Source organism: Phyllobacterium sp. RCAM01083, assembly GCF_055685835.1.
In genome coordinates, this window is the sequence record NZ_JBVFZN010000005.1 from 3,008,939 (window position 1) to 3,023,249 (window position 14,311).

16 protein-coding genes and 1 tRNA gene are annotated in these 14,311 nt (G+C 56.3%); 11 read left to right on the top strand and 6 right to left on the bottom strand.

Annotated features, from left to right (window positions below; genetic code table 11):
* Positions 1–47: 47 nt before the first annotated feature.
* Positions 48–842 (top strand): ParA family protein, encoded by a 795-nt coding sequence (locus ACZ25R_RS21575; RefSeq protein WP_472462166.1) that lies wholly within the window; start codon positions 48–50, stop codon positions 840–842.
* 38 nt (positions 843–880) lie between these two features.
* The gene (locus tag ACZ25R_RS21580) at positions 881–1,765 is read left to right on the top strand and encodes a ParB/RepB/Spo0J family partition protein (protein WP_472462537.1); all 885 of its coding nucleotides are present in this window, start codon (positions 881–883) and stop codon (positions 1,763–1,765) included.
* Between the two features lie 78 nt (positions 1,766–1,843).
* On the opposite strand, the gene holA is transcribed toward ACZ25R_RS21580, so the two are convergent.
* Positions 1,844–2,893 carry a DNA polymerase III subunit delta gene (holA, locus tag ACZ25R_RS21585; RefSeq protein WP_472462167.1) on the bottom strand — a complete coding sequence of 350 codons (1,050 nt, stop codon included), beginning with the start codon at positions 2,891–2,893 and terminating at the stop codon, positions 1,844–1,846.
* 198 nt (positions 2,894–3,091) lie between these two features.
* Positions 3,092–3,166: transfer RNA gene (locus ACZ25R_RS21590), tRNA-Gly, on the bottom strand.
* 235 nt (positions 3,167–3,401) lie between these two features.
* On the opposite strand from ACZ25R_RS21590, the gene ACZ25R_RS21595 reads away from it, so the two are divergent.
* The 6 genes from ACZ25R_RS21595 (at position 3,402) to ACZ25R_RS21620 (ending at position 7,036) form a co-directional block, all read left to right on the top strand.
* Positions 3,402–3,911: a prolyl-tRNA synthetase associated domain-containing protein gene (locus ACZ25R_RS21595; protein ID WP_223613938.1), complete on the top strand. Its 510-nt coding sequence runs from the start codon at positions 3,402–3,404 to the stop codon at positions 3,909–3,911.
* A 67-nt stretch (positions 3,912–3,978) separates the two neighbouring features.
* Positions 3,979–4,959 (top strand): thioredoxin, encoded by a 981-nt coding sequence (trxA, locus tag ACZ25R_RS21600; protein WP_472462168.1) that lies wholly within the window; start codon positions 3,979–3,981, stop codon positions 4,957–4,959.
* Between the two features lie 61 nt (positions 4,960–5,020).
* A complete protein-coding gene (locus tag ACZ25R_RS21605; RefSeq protein ID WP_223613936.1) occupies positions 5,021–5,683 on the top strand; it encodes an LON peptidase substrate-binding domain-containing protein in 663 nt (220 codons plus the stop codon).
* A gap of 18 nt (positions 5,684–5,701) precedes the next feature.
* Positions 5,702–5,896 carry a Trm112 family protein gene (locus ACZ25R_RS21610; protein WP_472462169.1) on the top strand — a complete coding sequence of 65 codons (195 nt, stop codon included), beginning with the start codon at positions 5,702–5,704 and terminating at the stop codon, positions 5,894–5,896.
* A 76-nt stretch (positions 5,897–5,972) separates the two neighbouring features.
* Positions 5,973–6,545 carry a TetR/AcrR family transcriptional regulator gene (locus ACZ25R_RS21615; RefSeq protein ID WP_472462170.1) on the top strand — a complete coding sequence of 191 codons (573 nt, stop codon included), beginning with the start codon at positions 5,973–5,975 and terminating at the stop codon, positions 6,543–6,545.
* Positions 6,546–6,613: 68 nt separating this feature from the next.
* Positions 6,614–7,036: a metallopeptidase family protein gene (locus ACZ25R_RS21620; RefSeq protein WP_223614138.1), complete on the top strand. Its 423-nt coding sequence runs from the start codon at positions 6,614–6,616 to the stop codon at positions 7,034–7,036.
* Positions 7,037–7,184: 148 nt separating this feature from the next.
* On the opposite strand, the gene ACZ25R_RS21625 is transcribed toward ACZ25R_RS21620, so the two are convergent.
* Entirely contained in the window at positions 7,185–7,391 is a 207-nt protein-coding gene (locus ACZ25R_RS21625; protein WP_105734156.1) for a DUF1737 domain-containing protein, read from the bottom strand.
* Complete coding sequence (locus tag ACZ25R_RS21630; protein WP_472462171.1) at positions 7,388–8,272, bottom strand: HpcH/HpaI aldolase/citrate lyase family protein; 885 nt, start codon at positions 8,270–8,272, stop codon at positions 7,388–7,390. Before ACZ25R_RS21630 ends, ACZ25R_RS21625 begins: the two co-directional genes overlap by 4 nt.
* 151 nt (positions 8,273–8,423) lie before the next feature.
* Here ACZ25R_RS21630 and leuD point away from each other — a divergent pair, with 151 nt between their 5' ends.
* Positions 8,424–9,029 carry a 3-isopropylmalate dehydratase small subunit gene (gene leuD / locus ACZ25R_RS21635; RefSeq protein ID WP_105734158.1) on the top strand — a complete coding sequence of 202 codons (606 nt, stop codon included), beginning with the start codon at positions 8,424–8,426 and terminating at the stop codon, positions 9,027–9,029.
* Between the two features lie 77 nt (positions 9,030–9,106).
* Here leuD and ACZ25R_RS21640 read toward each other — a convergent pair whose 3' ends face one another.
* Positions 9,107–10,141, bottom strand: a complete 1,035-nt coding sequence (locus tag ACZ25R_RS21640; RefSeq protein WP_223613932.1) for an aspartate-semialdehyde dehydrogenase — start codon at positions 10,139–10,141, stop codon at positions 9,107–9,109.
* A 562-nt stretch (positions 10,142–10,703) separates the two neighbouring features.
* On the opposite strand from ACZ25R_RS21640, the gene ACZ25R_RS21645 reads away from it, so the two are divergent.
* A complete protein-coding gene (locus ACZ25R_RS21645; RefSeq protein WP_472462172.1) occupies positions 10,704–12,587 on the top strand; it encodes an MFS transporter in 1,884 nt (627 codons plus the stop codon).
* Positions 12,588–12,655: 68 nt separating this feature from the next.
* Here the strand turns inward: ACZ25R_RS21645 and leuB are convergent, their stop codons facing one another.
* Entirely contained in the window at positions 12,656–13,768 is a 1,113-nt protein-coding gene (gene leuB, locus ACZ25R_RS21650) for a 3-isopropylmalate dehydrogenase (RefSeq protein ID WP_472462173.1), read from the bottom strand.
* 227 nt (positions 13,769–13,995) lie between these two features.
* Between leuB and ACZ25R_RS21655 the strand changes: the two genes are divergently transcribed.
* Positions 13,996–14,289 (top strand): hypothetical protein, encoded by a 294-nt coding sequence (locus ACZ25R_RS21655; protein ID WP_472462174.1) that lies wholly within the window; start codon positions 13,996–13,998, stop codon positions 14,287–14,289.
* Positions 14,290–14,311: the final 22 nt, after the last annotated feature.

Here is a 14,311-nt window from a genome sequence, read left to right on the forward strand (position 1 = left end):
ATTTTCATTTTACCGCCGATAGTAATGGTTTGCTCGGGAAAACAGTGATGAACAGTCAGACTCGTATCATTACCATAGCCAATCAGAAGGGCGGCGTGGGGAAGACTACAACTGCCATCAACCTGGCTACGGCGCTTGCGGCCATTGGCGAGAACGTCCTGATTGTCGATCTTGATCCTCAGGGTAATGCCAGCACCGGGCTGGGCATTGATCGCAAGAATCGCGAATTGTCGTCCTATGATGTTCTGATGCAAACCGCTTCCGTGGATGAAGCCGCCATTGCTACCGCCGTTCCCAACCTGTCGCTGATTCCGTCTACGCTCGATCTTCTGGGGGTTGAGATGGAGATTGCCGGTTCTGCCGACCGTGCCACGCGTTTGCGCAAGGCCTTTCGCGGCGATAATGCAGTATCGCCTTTTACCTATATTCTGATCGATTGCCCGCCGTCGCTCAATCTCCTGACCATGAATGCCATGGCAGCGGCTGATTCAGTGCTTGTGCCATTGCAATGTGAGTTTTTCGCATTGGAAGGATTGAGTCAGCTGCTGGAAACCGTCAACCAGGTACGGACGGCGCTTAATCCGGCCCTGAACATTCAGGGTATTGTATTGACCATGTTTGACGGCCGAAACAATCTCGCAACACAAGTTGTTGACGATGTCCGTTCGTTTATGGGCGACAAAGTCTACCGCACAGTCATTCCGCGCAACGTGCGTGTCTCGGAAGCACCCTCCTACGGTACCCCAGCCATTCTGTACGACCTGAAGTGTGCGGGCAGCCAGGCTTATCTGCAGCTGGCATCGGAAGTTATTCAAAGGGAGCGGCACTTGCGTGCTGCTTGATCGATTCGAATACGAAACATTTATGAGAGCCTATGACAATGAATGAAGATCCGTCAAAAAAGCGCCTCGGTCGAGGTCTTGCTGCGCTCATTGGAGAGATGGACCGTCTGCCGGAAGAAAATGTTCCTCCGCGCATCGCCACTTTGGATCGTCAGGTTCCCATTGAATTTGTCACGCGCAATCCGCGCAATCCCCGGCGTTTGTTCATGGAAGCCGATCTGGAGGATTTGACCCAGTCAATCCGCGAACACGGCATTGTTCAGCCTGTCGTGGTTCGACCCGTCAAGGATTCCGCGGATCGCTATGAGCTGATCGCCGGCGAGCGGCGCTGGCGTGCGGCGCAACGTGCCGGTCTGACCACTGTTCCCGTGATCATTCGCGAAGTCGATGACCGGGTCGCGCTTGAACTGGCGATCATCGAGAACGTTCAGCGCGCCGATCTCAATCCGATTGAAGAAGGCATGGGCTATCAGCAACTGATTGATGATCATGACTATACGCAGGCGGACTTGGCCCAGGTTATCGGCAAGAGCCGAAGCCACGTGGCCAATACATTGCGGTTGCTGAAACTGCCGGAAACGGTTCGCGACCACATCACGAATGGCGCTCTGTCGGCTGGACATGCACGTACGCTGATCACCGCGGAACATCCGGATGTCCTGGCCGAACGGATCATTCGCGACGGCCTGTCTGTTCGTCAAGCGGAAGCACTGGCTCAAGGCGGCGGCAAACCGGCCGCTCCGAAAGTCAAGGCGGACAATGATGAAAACAAGGACGCGGACACGCGGGCGCTGGAAAAACTGCTGTCGGATGTAACTGGCATGCGTGTAACGGTCAATCATCAGGCCAAGGGCGGAGACGTGCGTATTCATTACGCGACGCTGGAGCAGCTGGATGAGATCTGTCGCCGCCTGCAAAGCTGAGCGGTGACGCAATAAGTTATTTTGATTCAAATAGTTAGTACGATTTTGGTGCGCAAGGGAGATGCGCGCGGACGTTGCCTAACGGCCGCTCCGCCCTGCCCGGGCGGCTTCTGCAGCCAGAGCGATCAGTGACTGACGAATGATCGGTATGGAAAGTGTCGCGTTGCGGCGGCTTTCCAGCACGGTTTTCTGCAACCGTTCGATGGCGCGGGCGCAGCTTTGTGTTGTCCAGCGCTGCAATGCCGTTTCCACCAGCCGTCGCCGCGAGAAAAACACCGGCGGACGCGCGGACGCCACAGCCGATCCGGCATTCTTGCCCTCGTTTTCCATGCCGTAACGCAGGCTTTGCAACGTCTGGAACTGGCGTATGGCGGAACTCAGGATCAGAAAGCTCGAAGACCCGGAACCGATAACCCGATCGAATGCATGGGTAAAATCCGGCAGATTGCCCGTCATCATGGCATCGACAATTGTCTCGTAGGAGGTGGCGCTGACATCGCCGATGATATCGCGGACATCCTCAATGGTTACCCGCTCGCGGCCGTGGGCATAAAGACAGATTTTCTCAAGTTCGGCGCGCGTGGCCAGCCGGTCTCCCCCAAGGCTTTCTTTCAGCAGATTGCGGGCATCCAGCGTGATCTGTAGCTTGTTGCGGGCAAGCATGTCATCAATGGTTGCGTCTATGCCCTTGGCATCATCGCTGTAGCAAGGCAAAGCCATGGCGCTGGCGCTCTGCTCGACAATGCCGCGCAGACCTGCACCCTTCTTGAGGTCGCCCGCCTCGATCAGGATGAATGTGTCGACGGGGGGTGTTTTCGTCAGATGCGTTACGGCATCGGCCAATCCCTTCTGTCCGCCGGCGTTACGGACCCAGATCAGGCGCTCGCCGCCAAACATGGAAATGGTGTTGGCCTCGTCGGACAGCCGCCCGGGCTCTGCCTGAACGTCATCGGCATCGAGGCGTATGACGGCAAAGGGATCGTCCTGGGCGAGTCCCGTCAGCTTGATAAAGACGCCGGCCCGTTCGCTCACCAGGCCCTTGTCGGGGCCGTAGAGCAGTACGATCGGATAAGCCCTGTCGAGCCTCTTCAGGAAGGAATCAACCTCGTGTGCTTTCTTCTGTGCCATGTCGAAGGGTTTAGCGCATTGAACGCGGATTGCAATTGCGGGCCCTTTACCGGCTGACACAAACACCCATCAAGGAGACCGCATCGTTGCCAGCCGCAGTGAATATCGGGCAATCAAAGGGCTTGGACGACAATGGCGCAGCCAGGCCGAAAAGCAAAAAGGCCCGGTAAAAACCGGGCCTTTTGAACTTCGAACAACTGGAGCGGGAGAAGGGATTCGAACCCTCGACCCCAACCTTGGCAAGGTTGTGCTCTACCCCTGAGCTACTCCCGCATGTGCCAGTTTGTCTTGCGAAGCGGGGCCTATATGACCCAAGGACAGACCAATTGCAACAGTGAATTTTTGACTTTGTGACGATATTCGAAAAAAAATTCAACGGGTGGATCGGCCCGGCAATGAAATGTCCGATTAAACCAAGGTGCGGCTGGGTTTTCGCTTGAGAGCGTGCGGTGAAGCGATTAGGACAACAAAAGCATATTTTTCGATTGCCGGTGCCGCGAGAGCCAGAATGCCCAAGACATACGCAGAATTGATGCAGAAATTCGATGATCTCGGAATCAAAGTGTCAACGATTCGGCATGCGCCGGTGTTTACGGTTGCCGAAGCGCAGGATTTGCGCGGGCAGGTTCCCGGGGCCCACACCAAAAACCTGTTCCTGAAGGACAAGAAGGACAAGTTCTTTCTCGTCACTGTGGATGAAGAGGCGCAGGTCGATCTCAAAACAATCCATACCAAGATTGGTGCATCAAGCCGCGTTTCATTCGGCAAACCGGAAAAGCTGATGGAGTATCTTGGGCTTGTTCCGGGTTCGGTGAGTGTGCTTGGTATTATCAACGACGAGGAGCATCAGGTGAAGGTCGTGCTTGATGAGGCTCTCATGCACAATGAAATCATCAATGCGCACCCGCTGAGCAACGATGCCACGACATCCATTCGGCGAGACGATCTCTTGCGGTTTCTCGCATCTACCGATCACGAACCCCTGATCTTGAAAATTGATGAATCCAACCCAACCTGAGTGCAGGCTGTAAACCGGTCCAAGCGGACCCGGGAAACATGTAACCAGCGGATACGGGAGAATTTTGATGAGCAATACTGATAACCCGTTCGGCGGCGGCTACGGCAGTGCAGCTGCGACAACGACGGTATCCTATGGCGGCGCGGCTCCCGCGGCCGCCTCAACCACGGCTGGCGCCTTGATCAAGGATACCACCACGGCGGGATTTGCCGCGGATGTGATCGCCGAATCGAAGAGCCAACCGGTTCTGGTCGATTTCTGGGCCCCCTGGTGCGGACCCTGCAAGCAATTGACACCGATCATTGAAAAGGTGGTCAATGCCGCCGGCGGGCGGGTAAAGCTGGTTAAAATGAATATTGACGAGCACCCTGCCATTGCTGGGCAGCTCGGTATTCAATCAATTCCGGCGGTGATTGCCTTTGCTGATGGCAAGCCGGTCGATGGTTTCATGGGCGCATTGCCGGAATCAAAGGTCAAGGAATTCATTGATCGCATTGCGTCACCGGATGGCGGCAGGGATGCGGCCATTCAATCGGCGCTGGATGCGGCTACTCAGGCTGCAGCAGCGCAAGATATGGAGCAGGCGGCCCAGATCTATTCGGCCGTTCTGGCGGAAGTGCCCGATCATGTGGCGGCGCTTACCGGACTTGCCAATTGCCTGATTGATCTGGGTGATCTTGACCAGGCCAAGGCCGTTTTGGAGCAGGTTCCCGCGAACAAGAAAGACGATGCCAGTGTGCGTGCGGCGGAAGCAAAGGTTGCCTTGGCTGATCAAGCGGCCAAGCTGGGTGACCCTGTTGCGCTGGAAGCAAAACTTGCGGCGAATCCCAGGGACCATCAGGCGCGGTTCGACCTTGCCATGTTCCTGAATGCCACCGGGCAGCGGGATGAGGCGGCCGATCATCTTCTCGCCATCATGAAGGCCGATCGTACCTGGAATGATGACGGAGCCCGCAAACAGCTGCTGCAGTTTTTCGACGCATGGGGTCCGGCTGATCAGGCTTCCCTGATCGCGCGCCGGAAACTGTCTTCCCTGCTGTTTTCCTGAGTAAAATAGGGCACAATAGCGATCGATCCCTGATGCTGCGGATCAATCACTGGAGCTGGCGATGCAAGCAGGCAATGTTCGTTATCGGACGCTGGACAATATCCCGGAAAGCGTGCCGATTTTCCCCCTTTCGGGAGCCCTGTTGCTTCCGGGTGGTCAGTTGCCGTTGAATATATTCGAACTGCGTTATCTGGCCATGGTGGACGCGGCTTTGAGTGGAAAGCGCGTCATCGGCATGATTCAACCACGCTTCGACGAGGGCGATACGGACGCGGATGAACTGTGTGAAGTGGGATGCCTTGGCCGGATCACATCGTTCGCCGAGACCGGTGACGGGCGCCTTCTCATCACATTGCAGGGCATTTGCCGCTTTCGGATTGTCAAGGAACTCTCCACCCGGACACCGTTCCGTCAGTGCAAGATTGCGCCGCTTCTGGCGGATCTGGACGAGGCAGACGACTCGGAAGTCGACCGGCCGGCGCTGCTGCGCGTCTTCCGGGATTATCTCGATGCCAACAACCTCGAAGCGGATTGGGATGGTATTTCCCGCGCGGGCAATGAAACGCTGGTCAATGCCCTCGCCATGATGTCGCCTTTCGGTGCCGCGGAAAAGCAGGCTTTGCTGGAAGCCGCCGATCTGAAGACGCGGGCCGAGACTTTGATCGCAATCACCGAAATCATGCTGGCGAAAGACCAGGATGGCTATGAGTCGAACCTGCAGTAATCCCCGAGGAAGCGAGCCATGATCGAACCAAAACGCGACCCCGCCATTGATCGCAAGCTGCTTGAACTTCTGGTTTGCCCGCTGACCAAGGGGCCGCTTGTCTACGATCAGGAGAAATCCGAGCTGATCTCGAAGTCGGCTCATCTCGCCTATCCGATCCGGGACGGGATACCGATCATGCTGCCATCGGAAGCGCGAACCATCGAAGACTAGTTTATTTTTACTGCAATCATTGCCGAACCTGCCAAAATACGAGTCAGTTGAACAACTGATATTCGAAGGCGGTGCGATGGCCAGGCGGAACGACAAACGTGATATCCTTGTTGCCACGGCTGCCGGCTTGTTCTGGCGACGAGGCTTCACCGTGACAAGCCTTGCCCACATCGCGGCGGAATCGGGAATTCCGCTTGGAAACATCTATTATTATTTCAAGACAAAGGCCGACCTGGCGCGCGGCGTTGCCGATATTTTCGTTGCTGAAACCGAGGATATGCTGACGACCATTGTCGAAGCGGATCAGGATCCGCGCAAGCGTCTGTTGCTGCTCATTGAAAAGCTGTCGCATTCGCTCAAAAGCCGTGTGGAGAATGGATGTCCGATCGCCTTGGGAATACGGGATTTCCGCCATGAATCGCCGGAAGCCGCCGAACGGGCGGCCGAAGTTTTCAGTCTCCTGATCGGATTCATTGGAAGAGAGCTGGGGCGAACCGGCGTGCGCCCCTCTGCGGCACTTGGAACCGCCCGCAATGCCCTGGCCGAATGGCAGGGCGGCATCATGCTCGCGCATGGTCTCAAAGACGCGACAGTGCTTGCTGAAAGCTTCCGGCGCATGGAGCGGCTTCTGGTACCAATGCGGGGTTAGTCTGTGTGCCACTCGCATCCTTGCTGCAAAGACACTATATGAGGCCGGAAAGTGCTCCAGGAGTTTTAATGGCCAGAAGTAATCAAACCGCCGATTGGGGCAATCGCTTGTCACCAGCTTTGAGTGAGATCGAATCACTCGCGATCGAGGCTTATGCGCATCTGCCCGACGATTTTCGCAGTTTGTGCGGCGATATCACCATTCAGGTATCGGAATTCCCCGATGATCAGATTGTCGAGGACATGGGGCTGGAATCGCCGTTTGATTTGCTTGGATTGTTTGAAGGGCGGGGTATCGGAGAACGGTTCTCGCTTCAAACCGGGGAAAGACCCAATATCATCACGATTTATCGCCGCGCCGTGCTGGATTACTGGGCGGAGTATGAGGAGGCCTTGGGGGATATCGTTACCCATGTCCTCATCCATGAAATCGGCCATCACTTCGGCCTCTCGGACGAGGATATGGAGCGCATAGAGGCAAGCGTCGAATAATCGGCCGACGGGACCCTGCCATCAGCCGGTTTGACCGGCCTATTCCTTTTGAGGACAGGCCGGCCTCGCGCGAAGACGCCATGGCGCGTACATCAGAGCAGCAATATCAAGCGCTCAAACGGCATCCTCTGTGGAATGCCGCTACCGGTCAGTAGTCGCCGAGCTTGATACCCGGCTCATAATCGACGCCATCGACATCCTTTACAACAGCCTGACCGCACTGCATCACCCCGGTAACGGTGTTGAATGCATAGGTGGGGGAACCATAGATATGCCAGCCCTTGTTGATGGCCGCCGTCACCTTGTGGCAGAAGCTGGCATCATCCGGTCCGGTCAAAAAGCGATATAGTTTCATGCTTTGTCTCCTGTTATTTGCGCTTTGGCCATGATCTTCTCCGCGTTGGCAAGATGCAGGCGTTCTATCATTCTTCCGTTCAGGGCAATTGCGCCCTTGTCAGCATTTTCCGGAAGGGAAAATGCCTCGATGATCGATCGAGCGGCGGCAAGGGCTGCCTTATCCGGTGAAAAGGCGCGATTTGCAGCACCAATCTGTGCGGGATGAATGAGCGTTTTGCCGTCAAAACCCATCCTTGCGCCCTGGTCGCATTCAAGCGTGAAACCCGCCGCGTCGGCAAAGTCATTATAGACGCCGTCGATCACATCCAGCTTTCCGGCTTTGGCACAAAGCACGGTCTGCATCAGCCACGGGACGAGATAGGCGCGATTGCCATCCGTGCTCACACCGGTTTCTTTGGCGATATCGTTTGTCCCAACGACAAAGCAATCCAGACGCCCGGTGGATCGCAGACCCAGTTCGGCGATCTCGTCCGCATTGAGAATACCACGCGGTGTCTCAATCATCGCCCACAGCCGAATGTTTTCGGATGCATCGGTTTCCTCAAGTATTTCAGTCACGCCAGTCACGTCCTGCGGTGTTTCCACCTTGGGAAGGAGGATGGCGTCAGGTTTGCAGGCGCGCGCGGCGAGAAGATCCTCGGCACCCCATTCGCTTGCAAGCGCATTGATGCGGATGATCCGTTCGGCCTTGTTTGCCGGATTGGCGCGAAAATAATTGCGCAATGCTTCGCGGGCATCGTCCTTGGCCTGCGGAGCGACGGCATCCTCCAAATCAAAAATGACCGCATCCGCGTCAAGGCTCGCAATCTTGGCAAGAGCCTTGGCATTCGAGGCGGGAACATAGAGAACCGAGCGGCGAGGGCGAAATGTTTTGCGCATGGCACTTTTTTGCATTGATCGACGGGCCAAGACAAGCGCAATCATGCGGCGTGGCATGCCCCAATCTGCCACAGGGGGAAAGTCTTTGATTCGCCGTCAAGCTGGTGTAAAGCGAAGATACTCATGTTACCGAACACTACAGGCAGAGATCATGGACAAGTTTACCAAGCTCACCGGCGTTGCCGCACCGTTGCCGATCATCAATATCGACACGGATATGATCATTCCGAAGGACTACCTGAAGACGATCAAGCGCACCGGTCTTGGCACAGGGCTCTTTGCCGAAATGCGTTACAATGAAGACGGTTCGGAAAATCCGGATTTCGTCCTCAACAAGCCGGCCTATCGCAAAGCTCAGATTCTGGTGGCCGGCGACAATTTCGGCTGCGGCTCCAGCCGTGAGCATGCGCCGTGGGCATTGCTGGATTTCGGTATCCGCTGCGTCATCTCGACCAGCTTCGCCGATATTTTCTACAACAACTGCTTCAAGAACGGCATCCTGCCGATCCGCGTCAGCCATGAGGACCTGGACAAGTTGATGGATGATGCGCAGCGCGGCGCCAATGCAACGCTGACGATCGATCTGGAAGAGAAGACGATCAAGGGCCCGGATGGCGGCCAGATCAGTTTCGATCTTGATGAATTCCGCCGCTACTGCATGCTGAACGGTCTTGATGACATTGGCCTGACCATGGAAAAGGCAGCCAAGATCGACAGCTTCGAGGCAGCCAACGCCCAAAGGCATCCCTGGGCCTGAGTTTGGGCGCGGCAATTGCTTCAACGAAAAAGGGCGCAGAAACTGCGCCCTTTTCTATTTTGGCGGCATGCCGGGTTTCAGGCTGCGAGCTGCTTGGGCTGAATCAGCCCGCGCGCGACCAGAAGTTCGGCGATCTGGATGGTGTTGAGGGCCGCACCCTTGCGCAGATTGTCCGAAACAATCCAAAGCGACAGGCCATTCTCGACAGTGATGTCCTCGCGGATACGCGAAATATACGTGGCGTCTTCGCCCGCTGCTTCATAGGGGGTGATGTAGCCGCCATCCTCGTGCCGGTCGATAACCAGGCAGCCCGGTGCATCCGAGAGAATCTCACGGGCTTCTTCGGCGCTCATCGGGCTTTCGAATTCGATATTCACGGCTTCGGAATGGCCAATGAAGACGGGAACACGGACACACGTCGCCGTGAGCTTGATCTTGGGATCGAGCATCTTCTTGGTCTCGGCGACCATCTTCCACTCTTCCTTGGTGTAGCCGTCTTCCATGAAGACGTCGATATGCGGGATGACGTTGAAGGCGATGCGCTTGGTGAACTTCTTGGCTTCCACCGGATCGGCAACGAACACCGCCCGTGACTGCTGGAACAGCTCATCCATGCCATCCTTGCCGGCGCCGGAAACCGACTGATAGGTGGCGATCACAAGACGCTTGATCCTGGCCTTGTCATGCAGCGGCTTCAACGCCACCACAAGCTGTGCCGTGGAGCAGTTCGGGTTGGCAATGATGTTCTTCTTGGAGAAACCGACAATCGCGTCCGGATTTACTTCCGGCACGATCAGCGGCACGTTGGAATCGTAGCGCCAGGCGGAGGAATTGTCGATGACGACACAGCCCTGCGCCCCGATCTTCGGCGACCACTCCTTGGATATATTGCCGCCAGCCGACATCAGGCAGATATCGGTATCGGAAAAATCATAGGTATCGAGGGCTTTGACCTTCAGCGTGCGGTCGCCAAAGGAGACTTCGGTGCCCTGGGACCGGCGTGAGGCGAGCGCCACGACTTCACTGACCGGAAAGCCGCGCTCTTCCAGTATTGTCAACATTTCGCGGCCCACATTGCCTGTGGCGCCTACAACCGCAACCTTGAAACTCATCTGTGTTATCTCCTGTCCCTCACCGCTCTTTGTGAAAAACCCGCTGGCCATTGCGGGTCTTTTCCCCCGGGCCGGACCCGGGAGGGGGCGAGCAGGCCAAGGGAAATCAGACCGTTTTGGTGGTCGTTTTGGCCGGCATTTTGGTGGAAAGAACAGACGCGCCTGCGCATCCGGCACAAATGCCGGAACCGCTCGTCAAAAAGTGTGCAGTTGATTCGCTGCTCACGGGGCGTCTCCTTAACCTGACATGCTTGTATCCGCTTTCCAAAAAGAGTCAATTGTCCATTCAAAAGAGAAGAATATGTCGCGTTACGCACAATTTTGAACTTTTGCCGTAAAATGCGGTCTTTGCTTTCGCGAATATTTGTTCAACACTTGAGCGGTGCATGGGGTGCATGACCTTTGGGGGGAGAGTTCCGGAGGACATTCACCGGCGTAAGGTCAGTCGAAGTCCCGCAGGACTTTGCCGTTGATTCATACGCAGTGACAAATCCGAGGGACGTGAGCGGTTGCTGAGCCGATCGGGTCCCGGCGTAAATGCTGTTTTCTGGGAGGAATACAAATGGCGACCACTTCTGTGGCTGGTACTGCCAGCCGGGGTATGACGAGAGAGGAGAAGAAAGTTATCTTCGCTTCCTCACTCGGAACTGTTTTCGAATGGTATGATTTCTACTTGTACGGCTCATTGGCTGCCTTCATTGGTGCAGCGTTTTTCAGTGAATACCCCGAAGCGACGCGCAACATATTTGCGCTTCTGGCGTTTGCCGCGGGCTTTCTTGTCCGTCCCTTCGGCGCGCTGGTCTTCGGACGGATCGGCGATCTCGTCGGCCGCAAATATACCTTCCTGGTGACCATTCTGATCATGGGTCTGTCGACGTTTCTGGTCGGTATTCTTCCAGGATCAGGCAGCTGGGGCATCGCTGCACCGATCATCCTGATTGCGCTGCGCATGTTGCAGGGCTTGGCTCTCGGCGGCGAATATGGCGGTGCTGCAACCTATGTGGCTGAACACGCGCCGAACAATCGTCGCGGTTATTACACGTCATGGATCCAGACGACCGCAACGCTCGGTCTGTTCCTGTCCCTGGTGGTTATCCTCATCGTCCAGAATTGGCTTGGTAAGGACGCATTCGCCGCCTGGGGCTGGCGTGTGCCTTTCATTCTCTCATTCGTTCTTCTGGGAATATCGGTGTGGATTCGGCTCTCGTTGAGTGAATCACCGGCTTTCAAGAAGATGAAAGAAGAAGGCAAGGGCTCCAAGGCACCGCTGTCGGAAGCTTTCGGTCAGTGGAAAAATGCCCGGATTGCGCTGCTCGCCTTGTTCGGCCTTACCGCCGGTCAGGCTGTTGTCTGGTATTCCGGCCAGTTCTATGCCCTGTTCTTCCTGCAGAACGTGCTGAAGGTGGATGGGCAGTCCGTCAATATCATGATTGCAATCGCGCTCCTGCTTGGCACGGGCTTTTTTGTCTTCTTTGGCTGGCTCTCCGACAAGATCGGCCGCAAGCCGATCATCATGGCAGGTCTTGCCCTGGCAATCCTGACCTACTTCCCGCTGTTCAAGGCACTCACGCACGCTGCAAATCCGGCATTGGCCCAGGCGGAGGCAACAGTCCGCGCTACGGTGACCGCGGCACCGGGCGACTGTACCTTCCAGTTCAACCCGGTTGGTACAGCCAAGTTCAACAATTCATGTGACATTGCGACAGCGTTCCTGGCCCGCAGTTCGGTGCCCTATGAAGTGGTTGCCGGTCCCGCCGGTCAGCCCGCCACCGTCAAAATCGGCGATACGGTCATTCCATCCTATGATGCCGTGGCCGCTGGTCCCGATGCTGCTGCCAAAAACGCAGTGCTCACCCATGACCTGAACCTGGCGTTGCAGAAGGCCGGTTTCCCGCTTGTGCGGGCACCTGCCAAGGTTGCCGATGCCAAACTTGACGGCTTCATCAAGGCCAATCCCGAATTGAACCTTGATGCTGCCGCGGTTCGTGCTGGTGAAAAGGCGGTCACCCCGGTCGCTGATCTCGTCAAAGCAAAGCTGATCACCACGGAGCAGGCAGCCGGTGCCACGGAGATGGCGGTTTATACCATTCCCAATGGCGGTCTCTTCACCATGGTCGCTGACCCCAAGGCCGTTAACTGGCCGATGACCATCGCCATCCTGTTCGTTCTGGTGCTCTATGTGACGATGGTTTATGGCCCGATCGCCGCGATTCTGGTCGAGATGTTCCCGACCCGCATCCGGTATACCGGCATGTCATTGCCATATCACATTGGCAATGGCTGGTTCGGCGGCCTGCTTCCGGCAACGGTCTTTGCAATGAGCGCCGCCAAGGGCGATATCTATTATGGCCTTTGGTACCCGATCGTCATTGCAGCCATGACATTGGTGATCGGCCTGATCTTCGTTCGTGAAACCAAGAACGAGGATCTGCACGACATCAAGTAGTCGACGGCTCAATAAAAAGCCCGGCGCGATTCCTCGCGCCGGGCTTTTCTTTGTCCGGATGAGTGTGATCAGGCAGCGAGCGCTTTGAATTTGGCAAGGATCGCATCACCCATCTGGGTGGTGCCAACCTTGGTGCTGCCTTCCGACATGATGTCGGCGGTGCGGATGCCGTCGCCAAGCACACCGGCAATCGCCGCTTCCAGCCGGTCCGCTTCTTCCACCATGTTGAATGAGTAGCGCAGGCACATGGCAAAGGAGGCGATCATGGCAATCGGATTGGCGGCGCCGGTTCCGGCGATATCGGGAGCCGACCCATGCACGGGTTCGTAGAGCGCCTTGCGGCTGCCGGTCTTGCCATCTGGCGCGCCGAGTGAAGCTGAGGGCAGCATGCCGAGAGAACCGGTCAGCATGGCGGCAATATCGGAAAGCATATCACCGAAGAGATTGTCCGTGACAATCACGTCGAATTGCTTGGGCCAGCGTACGAGCTGCATGCCGCCGGCATCGGCCAGCATGTGCTCGAGCTGAACGTCGGAATAACGGGCCTTATGGGTCGCTGTAACGACCTCGTTCCACAGAACGCCCGATTTCATGACGTTGCGCTTTTCCATCGACGTGACCTTGTTTCGGCGCGTGCGGGCCAATTCAAAGGCGACGCCCGAAATACGCTCGATCTCATAGGTATCATAGACCTGGGTATCGATGCCGCGCTTCTGGCCGTTGCCGAGGTCAACGATTTCCTTCGGTTCACCGAAATAAACACCGCCGGTCAATTCCCGCACGATCAGGATATCGAGACCTTCAACCACATCTTTTTTGAGGGATGAGGAATCGGCCAGCGCGGGATAGCAGATGGCAGGGCGCAGATTTGCAAACAGTTCCATGTCCTTGCGCAGACGCAGAAGACCGGCTTCCGGGCGAACGTCATAGGGAACGCTGTCCCACTTCGGTCCGCCGACGGCACCGAAGAGAACCGCGTCGGCGGCCATGGCCTTGGCCATGTCGGCATCTGAGATCGCCTTGCCATGGGCATCGTAAGCAGAACCGCCGACAAGGCCTTCTTCAAGTTCAAAGCCACTTTTCAGTTCAGCATTCATATAGGCGATGATCTTGCGAACTTCGGCCATTGCCTCAGGTCCGATGCCGTCGCCAGGAAGAAGAAGGAGCTTTTTCGATGCCATTTCGGGGAAACCTCTAGGAGTGTTTGAAAGGGATGGCGGTTCCTTAGCGCAAGTTCAGCAAAGATGGAAAGCTTTCTGCGAAATTTTCCGATAGCTGATACGCCCTGCAATGAATTGTGAAGCAGCGGCCAGCCCCCGCAACCCTCCGGTAATGTCGGTGCAATCTTCGCAGCCTAGTTGCCGCACATGAATATTTTTGATGGGAATCTTCCACATGTCGACACGCAATGCTCGTAATTGCAAGCGGGCAATCGGAGCCGGTTTCGTACGGGCCGCCGACCGAAGTCCTCGATCTGGGGCCCGGCGAGCGCGCGTACCAGTGGCGCAAGATATCGACCAATGCCGTATCCGGTACATCCACTGGTGAAGTTCGCGATACAAGGCATGGCAGGCGATATATCGAAACGGAAACGCCAAGCTATGTCGAACAGAAGGAGTGTTTCTATACGTTCTATGCGCGGTCGTCGGGCGGCCGCTGGTACATCACCAACTTCCGTAAACCAAAACTGGAGTGTGAGTAAGCATCCTCACCGGCGGCCGTGC

What these genes read in the sequence shown, in the direction of transcription:
- ACZ25R_RS21575 (WP_472462166.1), top strand. Translation starts at nt 48, where the DNA reads ATGAACAGTCAGACTCGTATCATTACCATAGCCAATCAGAAGGGCGGC.
- ACZ25R_RS21580 (WP_472462537.1), top strand. Translation starts at nt 881, where the DNA reads ATGAATGAAGATCCGTCAAAAAAGCGCCTCGGTCGAGGTCTTGCTGCG.
- holA (WP_472462167.1), bottom strand. Translation starts at nt 2,893, where the DNA reads ATGGCACAGAAGAAAGCACACGAGGTTGATTCCTTCCTGAAGAGGCTC.
- ACZ25R_RS21595 (WP_223613938.1), top strand. Translation starts at nt 3,402, where the DNA reads ATGCCCAAGACATACGCAGAATTGATGCAGAAATTCGATGATCTCGGA.
- trxA (WP_472462168.1), top strand. Translation starts at nt 3,979, where the DNA reads ATGAGCAATACTGATAACCCGTTCGGCGGCGGCTACGGCAGTGCAGCT.
- ACZ25R_RS21605 (WP_223613936.1), top strand. Translation starts at nt 5,021, where the DNA reads ATGCAAGCAGGCAATGTTCGTTATCGGACGCTGGACAATATCCCGGAA.
- ACZ25R_RS21610 (WP_472462169.1), top strand. Translation starts at nt 5,702, where the DNA reads ATGATCGAACCAAAACGCGACCCCGCCATTGATCGCAAGCTGCTTGAA.
- ACZ25R_RS21615 (WP_472462170.1), top strand. Translation starts at nt 5,973, where the DNA reads ATGGCCAGGCGGAACGACAAACGTGATATCCTTGTTGCCACGGCTGCC.
- ACZ25R_RS21620 (WP_223614138.1), top strand. Translation starts at nt 6,614, where the DNA reads ATGGCCAGAAGTAATCAAACCGCCGATTGGGGCAATCGCTTGTCACCA.
- ACZ25R_RS21625 (WP_105734156.1), bottom strand. Translation starts at nt 7,391, where the DNA reads ATGAAACTATATCGCTTTTTGACCGGACCGGATGATGCCAGCTTCTGC.
- ACZ25R_RS21630 (WP_472462171.1), bottom strand. Translation starts at nt 8,272, where the DNA reads ATGCGCAAAACATTTCGCCCTCGCCGCTCGGTTCTCTATGTTCCCGCC.
- leuD (WP_105734158.1), top strand. Translation starts at nt 8,424, where the DNA reads ATGGACAAGTTTACCAAGCTCACCGGCGTTGCCGCACCGTTGCCGATC.
- ACZ25R_RS21640 (WP_223613932.1), bottom strand. Translation starts at nt 10,141, where the DNA reads ATGAGTTTCAAGGTTGCGGTTGTAGGCGCCACAGGCAATGTGGGCCGC.
- ACZ25R_RS21645 (WP_472462172.1), top strand. Translation starts at nt 10,704, where the DNA reads ATGGCGACCACTTCTGTGGCTGGTACTGCCAGCCGGGGTATGACGAGA.
- leuB (WP_472462173.1), bottom strand. Translation starts at nt 13,768, where the DNA reads ATGGCATCGAAAAAGCTCCTTCTTCTTCCTGGCGACGGCATCGGACCT.
- ACZ25R_RS21655 (WP_472462174.1), top strand. Translation starts at nt 13,996, where the DNA reads ATGCTCGTAATTGCAAGCGGGCAATCGGAGCCGGTTTCGTACGGGCCG.